Below are 15,965 nucleotides of genomic sequence, written 5' to 3'. Positions count from 1 at the left end.
AAAGGTCAGGAAGCGGCTGTGGCCAAGACGTCGCCGAGGTGGTGGCCCGACAACCAGGCATCCTCGATTCGTGGGCCACGAAAGCCATCACCACAAAGTGCCAGACCACTGGCAGACAGGCGATGATCACGATTGATGGCCTCGCCGCGGGCAAACACGTCTGGTTGGGCATAGCGCCAGCGGTGAGCCCCCAGGGAGGTGGGGTCAGGTAGCGCTACCTGGCCGGGCAGGGCATCGGCAAAGGCGGCCAGCAATTCGGCGGCGACCTCTTCGGCAGGGCGCTCCAGGTGGGCCTCGCTCCAGTCGAGGTGGGCCAGCAGGCTGAGTGTCTCCCCCTGGCCCGCGCGTCCCGGCTTGAGGCCGTTGCGGGCAACGAAGCGCAGCGGGTTCCCACTGATGCTCGGCCCCAGGCGCACTGCCTGCCAGTCATCGTCGACCCCCGGCAGGGTCGGCAGTGGCGCATCGAAACATGCCCAGGCCGCCCAGCATGGACGCTGGACGACTGCCTCGCACTCCCCGGCTAGCTGGCTATCGTGGGGGGCCACCAGGGCGTGCGCCTGCGGCGAGGGTGCGCTGATCACGACACGCGCAAAGGGGCCGTGGCGAGTCTGTCGCTGGTCGATCAGCCACCAGGCTTGTCCATCGTGCTCCAGGTGTTCGATGCGCGTTTCGCAGTTGAGTGTCAGGCCCTCGGCCAGGTGGCGCGCCACCGCGCTCATGCGCGGCGAGCCGGTGAGGCGTGGCAGGTTGTCATGATGTCGCTGCCATTTCCCATCACCCAGCCCATCACCCAGCGTCCACATGGAATCGGGCCATGCACCAATGACGCCGGCCTGGCGCCAGTCTTGGACCTCCCGGCGAAAGGTGTCATGGCGTACGCTGAAGAATTGGGCACCCAGCTCTACGCTGGCATCCCCCAGGCGACGACTGGACATTCGGCCGCCAGGTCCCCGTCCCTTGTCGAACAGGACGACTGGCTGATTCGCTGCGGCAAGCACCCTTGCGCAGGCAAGTCCAGCGATGCCGGCCCCAATGATGGCGGTGGCGATAGTGGGTTGGGCTGTCATCACGTGCTCACGGCGATTTACGTTGTCAACTAGACTAGCAGAAGTGTACAACAGCTGTATAACTCATGGGCGATAAGGAGGGAACCGCCATGCGTGTGTTGATCACCGGAGGGAGCGGTTTCGTTGGCCAGCGCCTCTGCCAGCGCCTGGTAGAAGCCGGCCATCGCGTGCTGGTGGTGTCTCGCGACCCGGAGGCGGTTCGTTCACGGCTGCCCAAGGGCGCTGATATTCGCCGCTCGGTGCTGGACTTCGTGGATACCCCGCCGGAGGCCATCGTCAACCTGGCGGGTGAGTCGATCGCCGCGGGTCGCTGGAGCGATAGCCAGAAGGAGCGGTTGATCGATTCGCGCGTCAATATCACCCGCGACCTGGTGATCCTCTGCGAACAGCTCAAGCTTACCGGTGGCAAGCCGCCGCGGGTGATGGTCTCCGGCTCGGCCATGGGCTACTACGGCGACCAGGGCGACCGCGAGGTCACCGAGCAGACCCATGCCCACGACGAGTTCGCGCATCGCCTGTGCAAACGCTGGGAAGACACCGCCCGAGAGGCCGAGGATTTCGGTACCCGCGTGGCGCTGCTGCGTATCGGCCTGGTGCTGGATAATGGCGGCGGCAGCCTGCAGAAAATGTTGCCGCCTTTCAAGCTGGGGGTTGGCGGGCGCTTCGGCGATGGTCGTCAGTTCATGCCCTGGGTGCATCGCGAAGACCTGGTGCGGATGATCCAGTTCCTGATCGAGCGCGACGACCTGTCGGGCCCGTTCAATGGCAGTGCCCCACACCCCGTCACCAACGCCGAGTTCACGCGCATCCTGGCCAAGCAGCTAGGCCGGCCAGCACGCTTGCCAGTGCCGGCCATCGCGCTCGAGACCATGTTCGGCGAGATGTCACGCCTGCTGTTGACCGGTGCCGACATGCGCCCGGCACGCCTGCTCGAAGCGGGCTTCGAGTTCCGCTTCGAGACCCTTGAAAAGGCGCTGGCGGATATCCTGAACTGATGCTCCTGACCTAGCTTTCTTCCCCCACAGTCACGATCACCCGCACCGCGTCAAGGCGCAGGCGGGTCCCTTCGATGGCCGTATCCAGTGCGCTGCGTTCGTCGCGTAGCGCGGTGAGTTCGTCGTCGCGCACCGCGGGGTTGTGGCGGGCCAGCGCGACGAGGCGAGCGAGTTCACCGTCCAACTCTTCACGCATGCGCACCTGGGCCGACTCCACGATGCTGGGAAGCTCGCGCTCGGCTTCCTGCTCGCCGCGATCGAGCAGCTCGCGCAGGGCGTCCAGGCGGCTGCGTATCAGGTCGCGAGCCATCGCCTTCTTGACCTTGCGCAGGTTCTTCGAAAGGCCGGTGAACGAGATCTTGTCAGTCAGGTTAACCCCGGATTCGTCGAGCAGCACGCGCACCGCGGTGGGCGGCAGGAAGCGGTTGAGGTGCAGGGTTCTGGGGGCCGGGCAGTGCGTGCGGAAAATCAGTTCGGCCATCACCCGGCCGGCCGGCAGTGACGGATGCTTGAGCAATGCCAGCGCGGTGTTGCCCATGGTGCCGTCGATGATCCGCCCCATCATCTCGCGCAACAGCGGGTGCTCCCAGGAGAGCCTATGCACGTCGTCGCGCGCCAGGGCCCGGGAGCGCGAGAACGTGGCCGAGAAGCCATCCTCGCCCTTGGCAAGCCCCGGCAGGCCATCGAGCATCTGCGGGCTGGGTTGCAGATGCATGATACCGCCCCCCAGCTCCTGGCTGTCGACGCCGAAGATGTCCAGCGCCAGTTCCAGGTAGCGGGGCAGGGCGCGGTCCTCGTCGAGTTCACGAATCGCCGCGGCGACTTCGTCGGCGCGCTCATGGCGACAGGCATTGAGCTCGAGCAAGCGATTACGGCCAGCGTCGCGTTCGGCCAGGCGGCTTTCGAACAGCGCCCGGGTCTCGGTGATCACTTCCGTCAGGCTCTCCTCGTCGAGCAGCGCATCGGCCAGTGCATCACCGAAGGCATCGAATATCTCGCTGCCCACCGCGTGCGGGGCACTGAAGGCATCCATTCCCTCGCGGTACCAGCGCAGCAGCTTCTCGCCGGGGCTGCCCGTGAACACCGGCACATGCAGCTCGATGGCATGGCGCTGGCCGATACGGTCGAGGCGGCCGATGCGCTGTTCGAGTTGATCGGGATGCAATGGCAGGTCGAACATCACCAGGTGGCGGCAGAACTGGAAGTTGCGGCCCTCTGAGCCGATTTCCGAGCACACCAGCACCTGGCTGCCCTCTTCCTCATCGGCGAACGCGGCGGCGGCGCGGTCGCGCTCCACCAGCGACAAGCCTTCGTGAAAGACCGGGGCGTGCATGCCGCCGAGAACGCGCAGTCCCTCGGCCAGACCCTGGGCGGTCTCGCGGTCATGGGCGATGACCAGCACCTTGTCGTTGGCGAAGCCGCTCTCGCCGGTATCGGCCAGCTTCTCCATCAGCCAGGTCACGCGCGGGTCGAACTGCCACCAGGGTTCCGTGTTCAGCGGGTCATCAGACAGTGCCCTGTACATGCTGTCGAGATAGATCAGTACCTCGGGATGGTCGAGCCCGGTCTCGATCAGCAGCTCGTCCAGATAGTCCTCGTCGCGTTCGAGGCGACCCAGCACACGGCGGTAGGAGGAGGGCGGCTCGAGTTCGGTGACATGCAGGCGACGTTCCGGGAAACCGCCGACATGTCGCCGGCTGTTGCGGAACATCACCCGGCCGGTGCCGTGGCGGTCGAGCAACTGATCGCGCAGTTGCTGGCGAGCATTGGCCTGCTGAGGCTCGCCACTCTCGGGGTTGGCCAGGGTGTCGAGCAGTGCCAGGCTGTCCGCCTCGTCCATCACCGCGGCGAGGCGCGCGTGATCCTCGGCGCTGCCGGGCAGTCGCTCCAGGGCATCGATGGCCTCGGCGACCTCGACGTAGTGTTGCTCCTCTTCCTTGAAGCGCTCGAGGCTATGGTAACGGTCCGGGTCGAGCAGCCGTAACCTGGCGAAGTGGCTCTCGAGGCCCATCTGCTCGGGCGTGGCGGTCAGCAGCAGCAAGCCGGGAACATCCGCCGCCAGGCGCCCCACACAGGCGTAGCCGGGACCGGCATGGTCCGGGCTCCAGTCGAGATGGTGGGCCTCGTCGACGATCAAGAGATCCCACTGGCACGCCTGGGCCTGGGCCTGACGATGGGGGTTGGCGAACAGCCAATCCTGGCTTGCCAGCACCAACTGACCCGTCTCGAAGGGGTTGCTGTCGCCATGGGCCAGGCTCTGTTGTTCGTCGAGCAGCGTCACTTCCAGGGCAAAGCGGCGCAGCAATTCCACCAGCCACTGGTGCGTAAGGCTTGCCGGCACCAGCACCAGGGCACGCTCGGCACGTCCGGTGAGCAGCAGGCGATGCAGGATCAGCCCGGCTTCGATGGTCTTGCCAAGCCCGACCTCGTCGGCCAGCAGTACGCGCGGCGCATGACGGCGCGCTACTTCGTCGGCGATGTACAGCTGGTGGGGGATCAGGTCGATACGCGGGCCGGCCAGGCCCAGCGCTGGGTTCTGTTCGACGCGATGGTGGTGATGCAGGGTGCGAAAGCGCAGGTCGAACCAGTCGTTGCGATCCACCTGCCCGGTGAGCAGGCGGTCGCGAGCCTGGTCGAACTGCATGGTGTCGGCCAGTTGCGCTTCGGGAAGTTCGCGCAGCTCACCCTGCTCATCCTCGCCGATGTAGACGATCAGCCCTTCCGACTCCTTGCTGTCATCAACGGTCAAGGTCCAGCCGCTGGCGGCGCGGATGCGGTCGCCACTGCCAAAGGCCACTCGGGTAAGCGGGGCCTGACGGCTGCTGTAGGTGCGGGTTTCCTGACTGGCCCCGAAGAGCACGGTGACGCTGCGTGGGTCACAGCTCAGGATGGTGCCCAGGCCAAGTTCGGCTTCGCCGTCGCTGATCCAGCGCTGGCCGGGAGAAAAATCGCTCATGATGCCTCGGAGGATGCTGAAAACGTTGCGCTCGGGACCGCCCTCGCGGGGCGGCAACAACAGGGCGCGGTATCTTACAGCAAAGCGCGATCCGGCTTAAGTATGGTGCACCGTTTGCGGACGTGGTAATGACCGGTTCAATCCCCCTGCAGCCAGCTGTCCAACTGGGCGCGTGAGAGCTCCCCCACGTGACGCTCCATGGCACGCCCCTCGGCATCGAACAGCATGGTGGTGGGCAGCCCCGGGGACTCCATGATCACCATCAGCTCCTGGCGTGGGTCGAGCAGCGGATAGCGGAACTCGAGCGCCTGGTCGTCCAGGTAGCGAATCACCTGCAGTAGCTCCTCACCCTGGTTGACCACCACGACGGTGACGCCGTCCCGGGCATCGGCCTCCTCCAGCAGCGGCATCTCGCGCAGGCAGGGCGGGCACCAGGTGGCCCACAGGTTGATCACCACCCGCTCGCCGCGCAGCTGGCGCAGATTGACCGCCTCCCCTTCGAGGGTCTGCAGCTCCAGGTCGGGCAACTCGGCAAGCGGCATCGGGTTGCCCAGTGGTGCCAGGGTCACCAGTACCAGCCACAGGCTGGAGCTCCCCACCACCATGGCCATGGCGCCGATCATGCGCAGCACATGGTCACGCAGTGCCCAGGCGCTCCACACCAGCGCCGCCAGCATCCCCCAGATGCCGTGAAACCCCGGTTGCCAGATCTTCAGCACATCCAGCGGGGCCGCGGCATAGGCGTCCGGGTGCATGGCCACGTAGCCCAGGCGCGCCCCCAGCACCCAGGCGATCACCAGGCCGTTGAACCAGCGCGCATGAGCGCGGCGTGGCATGCCAAGCAGCCATAGGCTGGCAACCAGCAACAGCAACGCCGCACCGATGGCGTAGAGCCGGGGCACGGAAATGAGCACGGGGCCCAGGGCGATGGCATCCATTGGGAAGAGTGACTCCTTGGCGGCAAGCATGTGGTTGGCAGGCGCGAGGGTCGGCGACCGGCGCGCGAGCGGGTACACTGTGGCATCCTGCCGATTCGCGGCAGTTGCATACAGAAATTCCAAGTATCGAGTTGCCAAGCCTACTGTCGGCAGGCTTGGCTGTCATCTCGCGGGAGGCCCATGGCCAAGCAAGCTTTCGATACCCTGCGCGCCCTGGCGATTGCCAGCCAGGCGCTGGGCTTCATTCTGATCATCACCCTCGAAACCGTCATGAGGGACGCCGCGCGCCCCTGGCAGGGCTTGACCCTTGCCGCCATGGTGGCGGCGGCGCTAGCGATCGCCCTGGTTCGCCTTTACCGTCGCAATCGCGCGCGCAAGGCAATGGTGCGACGCCTGGCCGATGACGACGATGCTGCCTGACCACGCGCGACGCTCCGTCGTGCCTTCAGGCCTGCTCTGGTGCCTGCTTTCGCTACTGCTGATGACTGGCTGCAGCGCTACCCCCGTCAGCCGTGAGCATCGGGTGGCGCTTGCCCCGTGGGAAGTGGCAGACACCCGGCTGGGGCAGTGGGTGGCCGAACAGGCCGCTCCCCAGGAAGACACGAGCGCCTTCGCGCTCCTGGCCGATGGCCGCGATGCCTTTGCGGTTCGCGCCCTGCTGACGGCGCGCGCCGAACGTCGTCTGGATATCCAGACGTACCTGATGGGAGATGGGTTGACCACGCGCATTCTGCTGCACCAAGTGCTGTTGGCCGCCGACCGGGGGGTCGAGGTGCGCCTGCTGCTGGATGATATCGGCGCGATTGGCCAGGGGCGTCGCCTGGCGTCATTGGATAGTCACCCCAACATCGAGGTGCGCGTCTTTCACCCCTTGCCGATCGGGCGCAGCCACCTTGTGGCGCGGGTACTTGCCACCGCGTCGGTGTTCAACCGCCATCATCGGCGCATGCACAACAAGTTGTGGATCGCCGACAATGCGCTGGCCATCGTGGGCGGCCGCAACCTGGGGGACGAATACTACAACGCCAGCGAGCCGCGCAATTTCGCCGACCTCGATATGCTGACCCTGGGTGATGTGGTGACACCACTGTCTCGCAGCTTTGATCTCTACTGGAATCATGGCCTGGCGCAACCGGTGGGTCGCTTCCACCGAGCCGCCGCCGATGCCTGGCAGGTGTTGCGTGATGAACTGGCGGCAAGGCTCGATGACGAGGAGAAAACCGACTACTTCGCCGCCCTGCGTGAACGCCGCGACGAGCGCGACCGTAATCGGCTGGTCGACGACCTGCGCTGGGGCGAGGCTGAAGCCTTCTGGGACCCGCCCGGCAAGCCTGGCTATCACCATACGCCGGCACTCGATGACACCATGGCCGGGCAGTTATGGCGGCGCACCACGCCCAGCGAAAAACTCAGCTTGGTGTCGGCCTATTTCGTGCCCACCGAGGCGGGCAGCCAGTGGCTGCAATCACTGGCTCGCAGCGATGTCGACATCAGGGTGGTGACAAACTCCCTGGAAGCCACCGATGTGCCGATGGCGCATGGCGCCTACATGCCCCATCGGGAAGCGCTGCTCGAAAGTGGTGTTGAGCTCTTCGAGCTGCGCGTAAGGCACGACAATCCGGATGAAGTCGCCATTGGCGTGCCAGGCACCTCGGCATCGGCGCTGCACATCAAGGCATTGGGGATCGACGACGACATGGTCTTCGTGGGCTCACCGAATGCCGACCCACGCTCGGTCTGGTGGAATAGCGAGGTGGGCGTGCTGGCAATCAGCGAAGGGCTGGCCGCCGACTTCGAGGCGCTGGTGAAGGAAGGGGCGCAGCCCACCGTGAGTTATTCAGTGGAGCTCGATGCCGAGGGCAAGCTTGCCTGGCTGACCCGGGAAGATGGCGCGCCGGTGAAGCTCGAACGTGAACCGGGCAACGCCTGGCGCCGGCTCAACGCCTGGCTCAGCCGCGTGCTGGGGCTGGAACGCTGGCTGTGAAGCAACAAAAAACCGCCACCCGGATTGATCCGTAAGTGGCGGTTTTTGCTATGTTCTTTGGTCGGAGCGACAGGATTCGAACCTACGACCTCTGCCTCCCGAAGGCAGCGCTCTACCAAGCTGAGCTACGCTCCGACGCGTTGGGCTTGTGCCTCAACGGAGACGAATTATACCCGCCAGGCGTGGCTTTGCAAGCCTTGCGTGGGCTTCCCTCATGCCTGTCGGTCGACCGCCAGGCGGGCCAGTTCGGCCATGCTGTCGCGGTAGCGGCTGGGCGGTAGTGCGGCGAGTTGCTCGAGGGCCTTGGCGGCCATTTCCTCGGCACGTGCGCGGGTGTAGTCCAGGGCGCCGGTGTCGGTGACAATGGCCAGTACTTCGTCGAGATGCTCGAGGCCGCCCTTGCGGATCGCCTGGCGAATCAACTTGGCCTGCTCGGGCGTGCCCTTGGCCATGGCATGAATCAGCGGCAGGGTCGGCTTGCCCTCGGCGAGGTCGTCGCCGACATTCTTGCCCATCGCCGCGGCATCGCCCTGGTAGTCGAGCAGGTCGTCGATCAACTGGAAGGCGAGCCCCAGGTAGCGGCCGTAATATTGCAGCGCGGCTTCCTGCTCCGGGTTAGCCTCGGCCACGATGGCGCCACTGTGGCTGGCGGCCTCGAACAGCATCGCGGTCTTGCCCTGGATGGTCTCGAAGTAGGCGGCCTCGTCGGTGTCGGGGTTGCCGACGTTGGTCAACTGCTGGACTTCACCCTCGGCGATGGTGCAGGTGGCGGCCGACAGGACTTCCATGATGCGCATCGAGCCCACTTCGACCATCATCTGGAACGAACGCGAATAGAGAAAGTCGCCGACCAACACCGAAGGGGCGTTGCCCCAGGCGTCGTTGGCGGTGGCTTTGCCGCGCCGCATGTGGGATTCATCGACCACGTCGTCATGCAACAGTGTGGAGGTGTGCATGAACTCGATCAGCGTGGCCAGCGTTACATGGCGGCTCCCGTCATACCCGAGCGAACGCGCCGCCAGCAGCACCAGCAACGGGCGTAGGCGCTTGCCGCCGCTCTCGATGATGTACTGGCCGATAGTCTCGACCAGTGGTACCCGCGAGGCGAGTTGGTCGAGGATGGTCTGGTTGACGGCGGCGAAGTCCTCGGCCACCACGGCATGGATCGGCGAGGGCGAGTCGGTATGAGGGGCGGGCGAGGCGTTGGATGGCATTAGGCGATATCGACACAGTAAGGAAAAGGCCTGGGTTGCAGGTCATGCTATGGGCCGCCCATGGGGGCGTCAAGGTAATCGGTCGCAGGCCCGCTGGCATGCGTCCGGCCCAGGGGCGCGAGGTGGTGGCGTGGCGTTTGGCCCAAGATGGGTTGTCTGCGCGCGCGGCTATCGTTATAATCCGCGACCCACTCATCTCGCTCCCTGTCAGATGGCTGCCGGAAGGGGCGCCACTCGCCGCAGGTCGATGAAGAGCACAACCCGATGAGTCCTGGAGAGATAGCATGTACGCAGTAATCAAGAGCGGTGGCAAGCAGTACCGCGTTCAGGAAGGCCAGACTCTCAAGCTCGAGAAGCTGGAAGTGCCGACCGGCGAAAGCGTCGCGTTCGACGAAGTGCTGCTGGTTGCCGATGGCGACGACGTGACTGTCGGCGCGCCGCTGGTCGATGGCGCCAAGGTGTCCGCCGAGGTCGTCGCTCACGGCCGTGGCGACAAGGTGACCATCATCAAGTTCCGTCGTCGCAAGCACCACATGAAGCGTCAGGGCCACCGTCAGTGGTTCACTGAAGTCAAGATCACCGGGATCTCCGCATAAGCGGTAACTCCCCTGAACGAGCGAGGTATTTGCAATGGCTCATAAGAAGGCAGCCGGCTCCACGCGCAACGGTCGCGATTCCGAATCCAAACGCCTTGGTGTGAAGCTGTTCGGTGGCCAGGTCGTCACCGCCGGCAACATCATCGTGCGTCAGCGCGGCACCAAGTTCCACGCCGGTACCGGCGTCGGCCTTGGCCGCGACCACACCCTGTTCGCCCTGAACGACGGTGTCGTCAAGTTCGAGACCAAGGGTCCGCACAGCCGCAAGTTCGTCAGCGTCGTCTCTGCCTGAGACCGCCCGCGCTTGCAGTGAGAAGGCCCCGCCCAGGCGGGGCCTTCTTGTATCATGACGGCAGGTGCCGTCTGGAGAGAGACAGATGCAGTTCGTCGACGAAGCCTCGATCATCGTGGAAGCCGGCAAGGGCGGTAACGGTTGCCTGAGCTTCCGCCGCGAGAAGTACGTGCCCAAGGGTGGCCCCGATGGTGGCGATGGCGGCCATGGCGGCAGCGTCTACCTGATCGGTGACGATGCGCTGAATACCCTGATCGACTTCAAGTACCAGCGCTTCTACAAGGCCCAGAATGGTCAGCCCGGCATGGGGCGGCAGATGAGCGGCAAGGCTGGCGATGATCTGCACATCAAGGTGCCGGTGGGCACCACGGTGATCGACGAGGACACTCTCGAGGTGATCGCCGATGTCACCGAGATCGGCCAGGTGGTGCTGGTGGCCCAGGCCGGCCGGCGTGGGCTTGGCAACATCCACTTCAAGTCATCGACCAACCGCGCGCCGCGCCGTACCACGCCCGGCACCGAGGGCGAACGCCGCACCCTGCGCCTGGAGATGAAGGTGATGGCCGACGTGGGGCTGCTGGGCATGCCCAATGCCGGCAAGTCGACACTGATCCGCGCGGTGTCCGCCGCCAAGCCCAAGGTCGCCAACTACCCCTTCACTACCTTGGTGCCCAATCTTGGCGTGGTGAAGCTTGGCATGCACGAGCACTTCGTGATGGCCGATGTGCCGGGGTTGATCGAGGGAGCATCGGATGGCGCGGGGCTGGGGCTGAGGTTTCTCAAGCACCTGACGCGCACCCGCCTGCTGTTCCACGTGGTGGATGTCGCGCCGTTCGATGAATCCGACCCGGTGGAAGCCGCCGAGGCGATCATCCACGAGCTCGGTGAATTCTCGCCGGCGCTGGCCGAACTGCCGCGCTGGCTGGTGCTCAACAAGCTCGACCTGCTGCCCGAGGAGGAGCGCGAGGCGCGCGCCGATGAGATCGTTCGTCGTCTAGCGTGGGAAGGGCCGGTGTTTCGTATTTCGGCGATCTCAAGCGACGGCACTGACCCGCTGGTGCAGGCCGCGCATCGCTGGTTGACCGAGCAGCGTCGACTCGAGAACGAGGACGAGGAAGCCGCCGAGCGCGCCCGCGAGATGCGTGCCCGCATGGAAGACGAAGCCGTGGCCCGCACCGAGGCGCGGCTGGGTCGCAAGCGCAAGCGCGAAGATGAAGACGATGACGATTTCGACGACGATGATTTTGATGTCGAGGTCGAATACGCGCCTTGAGCAAAACGGGTGGGTAGTGCTGGCTTGGTTGAGATGATGAGAGCCTGATATTCGGCGGAGTCGGTAAGAATGGAAACGAAGCAGCAGGCCGGGGGGCGCAAGGCCTTGACCGGTGCGCGCCGGGTGGTGGTGAAGATTGGCAGTGCGCTGCTGACCAATGACGGTCGTGGTCTCGACGAGCCTGCCATAGGCGGCTGGGTCGATCAGATTGCCGCCTTGCACTTGGCGGGTGTCGAGGTGGTGCTGGTGTCCTCCGGGGCAGTGGCGGCGGGCATGGTGCGGCTCGGCTGGCAGGTGCGGCCTTCGGCGGTGCATGAGCTGCAGGCCGCCGCTGCGGTGGGCCAGAACGGCCTGACCGAGTGCTACGAAGGGCACTTCGCCCGCCACGGCCTGCTCACCGCCCAGGTGCTTTTGACCCACGATGACCTCTCCAATCGCAAGCGTTACCTGAACGCCCGCTCGGCGCTGCGCACGTTGGTCGACCTGCGCGTGGTGCCGGTGATCAACGAGAACGATACCGTTGTCACCGATGAGATCCGTTTCGGTGACAACGACACCCTGGGGGCACTCGTCGCCAACCTGCTGGAGGCCGATGCGCTGGTCATCCTCACCGACCAGGAAGGGCTTTATGATGCCGACCCGCGCCACAACCCGGCTGCTACGCTGATTCACGAAGGGCGTGCCGACGACCCGGCCTTCACTGCCATGGCTGGAGGTGGCGGTGCCCTTGGGCGTGGTGGCATGGCCACCAAGTTGCAGGCTGCACGCCTGGCGGCGCGCTCTGGCGCCTGCACGGTCATCGCCAGTGGTCGCCAGCCCGAGGTCCTCAGCCGGCTGGTGGCGGGGGAGCGCCTTGGCACGCTGCTCAGTCCCGATCAGGCGCCGATGGCGGCGCGCAAGCGTTGGTTGGCTGGGCAGTTGCAGGTGCGCGGCAGCCTGACGCTGGACGCCGGCGCCGTGAAGGTGCTGCAGAGCCGTGGTTCCAGCCTGCTGCCGGTCGGGGTCAGGGCGGTTTCCGGCAATTTCGTGCGCGGCGACATGGTGCTGTGTGTCGACGAGCAGGGGCGGCGTATCGCCAAGGGCTTGGTCAACTACGGTGCCGAGGATGCCGCGCGCCTTCTCGGCAAACCCAGCCACCAGATCGAGGCGATTCTTGGCTTCATGGAAGCGCCGGAGCTGATTCACCGCGACAACCTGGTGGTGCTGTAGGCGATGGCTCTGCTGGCAGGGCAGCAGCGCTAGCAAGCACATCGAGGGCTGTGGTAGCATACGCCATCCTCTCAGACACGGCCCGTGAACGATCGCTGATGTCAAGCGGTCGGCCAGATGGCCATACCGGCGGAAAGGTAAAAACCTTCCTGCCGGATCAATACGTTATCGAAGCCACCGGGAATCTGGTGGCGACAGAATCTCCAAGGAGACAGTTCAGTGGCAAACAGCAAGCAAGCCCGCAAGCGCGCCCGTCAGTCCGAAGGCCGTCGTGTCCTGAAGGCCAGCCAGCGCTCCATGGTGCGCACCTACATCAAGCGCGTGATCACGGCGATCAATGGCGGCGACCACGCCGAAGCCATGACCGCGTTCCAGAAGGCGCAGCCGGTCATTGACCGTATCGCCGACAAGGACGTGCTCTCCAAGAAGAAGGCCGCACGCCTGAAGAGCCGCCTGAACAAGCGTATCAAGGCGCTGGCTGCCTGAGCAGGCCGGATGTCATTGGAGCGCGGCTGATCGATATTCGATCGCCATGAGCGTTCCACAAAAAACCGGCTGCGGCCGGTTTTTTTGTGGCTGGGTTTCATGCCCGGGAAGAAGGCCAAGAGAGGAAGTGACGAGTGACGGACCGCGAATCGCCGCCTGACCCCGAACGGCCCACCGAGCCGGCTCCCCCCTTGCCGCTTGCCGAAGGTGACCGGGTGGTAGCGCCCAAGGCCGGGGGCCTTGCGCGTTCAGGCCTGATTGTCAGCGTCATGACCATGCTCTCGCGGGTGATGGGGCTGGCGCGTGACGTGGTGGTGGCCGCGCTGTTCGGGGCCGGCAGTGGCGCGGATGCTTTCTTCGTCGCCTTCAAGATCCCCAATTTCATGCGTCGCCTGTTTGCCGAGGGAGCATTCAACCAGGCCTTCGTGCCGGTGCTCTCGGAATACGCCACGCGCGGCAGCAGGCGGGAAGTGCGTGAGTTGCTCGATGCCGTCTCCGGCAGCCTTACCGTGGTGCTGGCGTTGCTTACCGCGCTGTTCATGCTTGCCGCCCCGTGGCTTGTGTGGGTCTTCGCGCCTGGCTTCGGTCGCGACCCGGAAAAGCTGGCGTTGACCGCCGACATGCTGCGGCTCACCTTTCCCTACCTGCTGCTGATTTCGCTGACCGCCTTCTCGGGCAGCGTGCTCAACACCTGGAATCGCTTCGCGGTGCCGGCCTTCACCCCGGTGCTGTTGAATATCTCGTTGATCGGAGCGGCGTTGCTGCTGACGCCGCTGATGAGCGAGCCGGCCATGGGGCTGGCCTGGGGCGTGCTGATCGCAGGCGTCGCGCAGCTCGCCTTCCAGGTGCCGTTCCTGGTGCGCCTGGGGCTGGCGCCACGGCCCTGGCCGAACTTCGCCCACCCCGGGGTCAGGCGGATCATGTTGCTGATGGCGCCGGCGCTGTTCGGCGTCTCGGTCTCGCAGATCAACCTGCTGCTGGATACTGTGCTGGCCTCGTTGCTGGCGCCGGGCAGCGTCTCCTGGCTCTACTACTCCGACCGGCTGGTGGAACTGCCGCTGGGGGTGTTCGGCATCGCGATTGGCACGGTGATCCTGCCGGCGCTGTCCAAGCGCCATGCCGAGCAGTCCAGCGAGCACTTCGCGGCGATGCTCGACTGGGCGATTCGCGCGGTATTGTTGCTGGGGCTTCCGGCCGCGCTGGCGCTGGCGCTGCTGGCCGAGCCGCTGCTGATCTCGCTGTTCCATTACGGCGCCATGACCGAGCAGGATATCGCCATGGCGGCCATGAGCCTGCGTGCCTATGCATTCGGGCTGGTCGCCTTCATGTTGATCAAGGTGCTGGCGCCGGGGTTCTTCGCCCGCCAGAACACCAGTACGCCGGTCAAGGTTGGCATCATCGCCATGGTCGCCAACATGGTCCTCAACCTGCTGTTGATCTGGCCATTGGCCCATGCCGGCCTGGCACTCGCCACGGCACTGTCGGCGTTCATGAATGCGGGCCTGCTGGGCTGGCTGTTGCGCAAGGAAGGCGTGCTGGTCTTTCAGCCCGGCTGGGGGCGCTATGCGGTCCAGTTGCTGGGCGGCTGCGCGGTGCTGGGGGTCGGCCTTGCCTGGCTCGCCCCCGATTGGCAGGCCTGGCTGGGCTGGGGAGTGTGGACGCGTGTCAGCTGGCTGGCGCTGCTGGTGGTGGTCGGGGCGGCGGTCTATTTCGCCTGGCTTGCTGCCACAGGGGTGCGTATTCGGCACTTCCGCATGAAAAGCTGAGGGCCATCTCGTGGCGTTGGCGGGGCGGACATGAGACATCGCTCCCTGCAGCCAGCTGGTGCGGCTGTCAAGGGGCCGGCTGTCCGGTATAATCGAGGTTTTTACGCACGTAATCTTCAACGGGGCCCGTGGCGAATGTCATGCAAGTGATCCGAGGACTGCACAACCTGCGCGACGAGCACCGTGGCTGCGTGGCCACCATCGGAAACTTCGATGGGGTTCATCGCGGCCATCAGGCGATTCTGGAACAGTGTCGCGAACAGGCCCGCAAGCTGCAATTGCCTGTGATCGTGGTGGTGTTCGAGCCGCAGCCCCGCGAGTTCTTCGCCGGTGACCAGGCACCACCAAGGCTGACCCGGCTGAGCGACAAGGTGCGCTTGCTGGGTGATGCCGGGGTGGAGCGAGTGTTGTGCTTGCCATTCAATGACGCCCTGCGCAGCCTCACCGCCGAGGAATTCGTCGAGAAGGTGCTGATCGCGGGCCTGGGCGTGCGTCATCTGGTGGTGGGCGACGATTTTCGCTTCGGCTGCGACCGGCGCGGCGATTTCCACCTGTTGACCGAAGTGGGCGAGAGGCGAGGTTTCGGGGTCGAACACACCCGTACCTTCACGCTGGACGATGAGCGGGTCTCGAGTACCCGGGTGCGGACCCTGCTGGCCAGCGGCAACTTCGATGCCGCCTCGCGCCTGCTGGGTCGGCCCTACCGGTTGGGTGGGCGTGTGGTGGCCGACCAGCAACTCGGTCGCACCATCGGCGTGCCCACCGCCAACCTGCCGCAGCCGCCTCGCCCCCTGGCCCTGCAGGGCGTTTATGCGGTGGTCAGCGAGTTGCCGGATGGCCGCCACCTGCCGGGGGTGGCCAACATCGGCTGGCGACCGACGGTGGGCAGTACCAGGCCGGTGCTTGAAGTGCACCTGTTCGATTTCGATGGTGACTTATACGGCCAACGCCTCGACGTGTTTCCCTGCGCCAAGTTGCGTGGCGAGGTGAAGTTCGACGATTTCGAGGCGCTCAAGCGCCAGATTCATGCCGACCAGGCGCGTGCTCGCGGCTTCTTCGCCGAGCGGGCCCGGGCGAGCGGCAACCATGACTCTCTTCCTCTGGCATCGGCGCCGCTGGCGCGCGAGACCGTGACTTCCGATTCCTCGGCGGGCCGACCCGCCGACCACGACGACGGCTGACCCCCAGG

The 15,965-nt window shown here is 65.4% G+C and carries 14 protein-coding genes and 1 tRNA gene; 10 read left to right on the top strand and 5 right to left on the bottom strand.

Going from position 1 to position 15,965, the window contains the following annotated elements; genetic code table 11:
- Positions 1–5: 5 nt before the first annotated feature.
- On the bottom strand, positions 6–1,067 hold the full coding sequence (locus tag C6V82_RS15850) for an NAD(P)/FAD-dependent oxidoreductase (RefSeq protein WP_102588166.1): 1,062 nt from the start codon (positions 1,065–1,067) through the stop codon (positions 6–8).
- Between the two features lie 89 nt (positions 1,068–1,156).
- Here C6V82_RS15850 and C6V82_RS15845 point away from each other — a divergent pair, with 89 nt between their 5' ends.
- Positions 1,157–2,062: a TIGR01777 family oxidoreductase gene (locus tag C6V82_RS15845; protein ID WP_102588167.1), complete on the top strand. Its 906-nt coding sequence runs from the start codon at positions 1,157–1,159 to the stop codon at positions 2,060–2,062.
- A gap of 10 nt (positions 2,063–2,072) precedes the next feature.
- Here the strand turns inward: C6V82_RS15845 and rapA are convergent, their stop codons facing one another.
- Both rapA and C6V82_RS15835 read right to left on the bottom strand, forming a co-directional pair.
- Positions 2,073–5,018 (bottom strand): RNA polymerase-associated protein RapA, encoded by a 2,946-nt coding sequence (gene rapA / locus C6V82_RS15840; RefSeq protein WP_102588168.1) that lies wholly within the window; start codon positions 5,016–5,018, stop codon positions 2,073–2,075.
- Between the two features lie 137 nt (positions 5,019–5,155).
- Positions 5,156–6,034: a redoxin family protein gene (locus tag C6V82_RS15835; RefSeq protein ID WP_308430839.1), complete on the bottom strand. Its 879-nt coding sequence runs from the start codon at positions 6,032–6,034 to the stop codon at positions 5,156–5,158.
- Positions 6,035–6,136: 102 nt separating this feature from the next.
- Between C6V82_RS15835 and C6V82_RS15830 the strand changes: the two genes are divergently transcribed.
- On the top strand, positions 6,137–6,376 hold the full coding sequence (locus C6V82_RS15830; protein WP_102588169.1) for a hypothetical protein: 240 nt from the start codon (positions 6,137–6,139) through the stop codon (positions 6,374–6,376).
- On the top strand, positions 6,357–7,940 hold the full coding sequence (locus C6V82_RS15825; RefSeq protein WP_229843232.1) for a phospholipase D family protein: 1,584 nt from the start codon (positions 6,357–6,359) through the stop codon (positions 7,938–7,940). The genes C6V82_RS15830 and C6V82_RS15825 overlap by 20 nt, the downstream gene beginning before the upstream one ends.
- Positions 7,941–7,998: 58 nt before the next feature.
- On the opposite strand, the gene C6V82_RS15820 is transcribed toward C6V82_RS15825, so the two are convergent.
- Positions 7,999–8,075 (bottom strand) — tRNA-Pro (locus C6V82_RS15820).
- Positions 8,076–8,152: 77 nt separating this feature from the next.
- Entirely contained in the window at positions 8,153–9,154 is a 1,002-nt protein-coding gene (ispB, locus tag C6V82_RS15815; protein ID WP_102588170.1) for an octaprenyl diphosphate synthase, read from the bottom strand.
- Between the two features lie 284 nt (positions 9,155–9,438).
- On the opposite strand from ispB, the gene rplU reads away from it, so the two are divergent.
- The 7 genes from rplU (at position 9,439) to ribF (ending at position 15,957) form a co-directional block, all read left to right on the top strand.
- Positions 9,439–9,750 (top strand): 50S ribosomal protein L21, encoded by a 312-nt coding sequence (gene rplU, locus C6V82_RS15810; protein WP_102588171.1) that lies wholly within the window; start codon positions 9,439–9,441, stop codon positions 9,748–9,750.
- Between the two features lie 34 nt (positions 9,751–9,784).
- Positions 9,785–10,042 (top strand): 50S ribosomal protein L27, encoded by a 258-nt coding sequence (gene rpmA / locus C6V82_RS15805; RefSeq protein WP_102588172.1) that lies wholly within the window; start codon positions 9,785–9,787, stop codon positions 10,040–10,042.
- An 85-nt stretch (positions 10,043–10,127) separates the two neighbouring features.
- Positions 10,128–11,315 carry an Obg family GTPase CgtA gene (cgtA, locus tag C6V82_RS15800; RefSeq protein WP_102588173.1) on the top strand — a complete coding sequence of 396 codons (1,188 nt, stop codon included), beginning with the start codon at positions 10,128–10,130 and terminating at the stop codon, positions 11,313–11,315.
- Positions 11,316–11,384: 69 nt separating this feature from the next.
- Complete coding sequence (gene proB / locus C6V82_RS15795) at positions 11,385–12,524, top strand: glutamate 5-kinase (protein WP_102588174.1); 1,140 nt, start codon at positions 11,385–11,387, stop codon at positions 12,522–12,524.
- A 219-nt stretch (positions 12,525–12,743) separates the two neighbouring features.
- A complete protein-coding gene (rpsT, locus tag C6V82_RS15790; RefSeq protein ID WP_102588175.1) occupies positions 12,744–13,010 on the top strand; it encodes a 30S ribosomal protein S20 in 267 nt (88 codons plus the stop codon).
- Positions 13,011–13,201: 191 nt separating this feature from the next.
- Entirely contained in the window at positions 13,202–14,776 is a 1,575-nt protein-coding gene (gene murJ, locus C6V82_RS15785; protein ID WP_268248479.1) for a murein biosynthesis integral membrane protein MurJ, read from the top strand.
- 140 nt (positions 14,777–14,916) lie between these two features.
- Positions 14,917–15,957: a bifunctional riboflavin kinase/FAD synthetase gene (ribF, locus tag C6V82_RS15780; RefSeq protein WP_102588177.1), complete on the top strand. Its 1,041-nt coding sequence runs from the start codon at positions 14,917–14,919 to the stop codon at positions 15,955–15,957.
- Positions 15,958–15,965: the final 8 nt, after the last annotated feature.

It is taken from the genome of Halomonas urumqiensis (assembly GCF_003028575.1).
In the GTDB taxonomy this organism is placed as follows: domain Bacteria; phylum Pseudomonadota; class Gammaproteobacteria; order Pseudomonadales; family Halomonadaceae; genus Halomonas; species Halomonas urumqiensis.
Note: the sequence above shows the minus strand (reverse complement) of the source record. Positions and strands in the feature narration are given on the sequence as shown.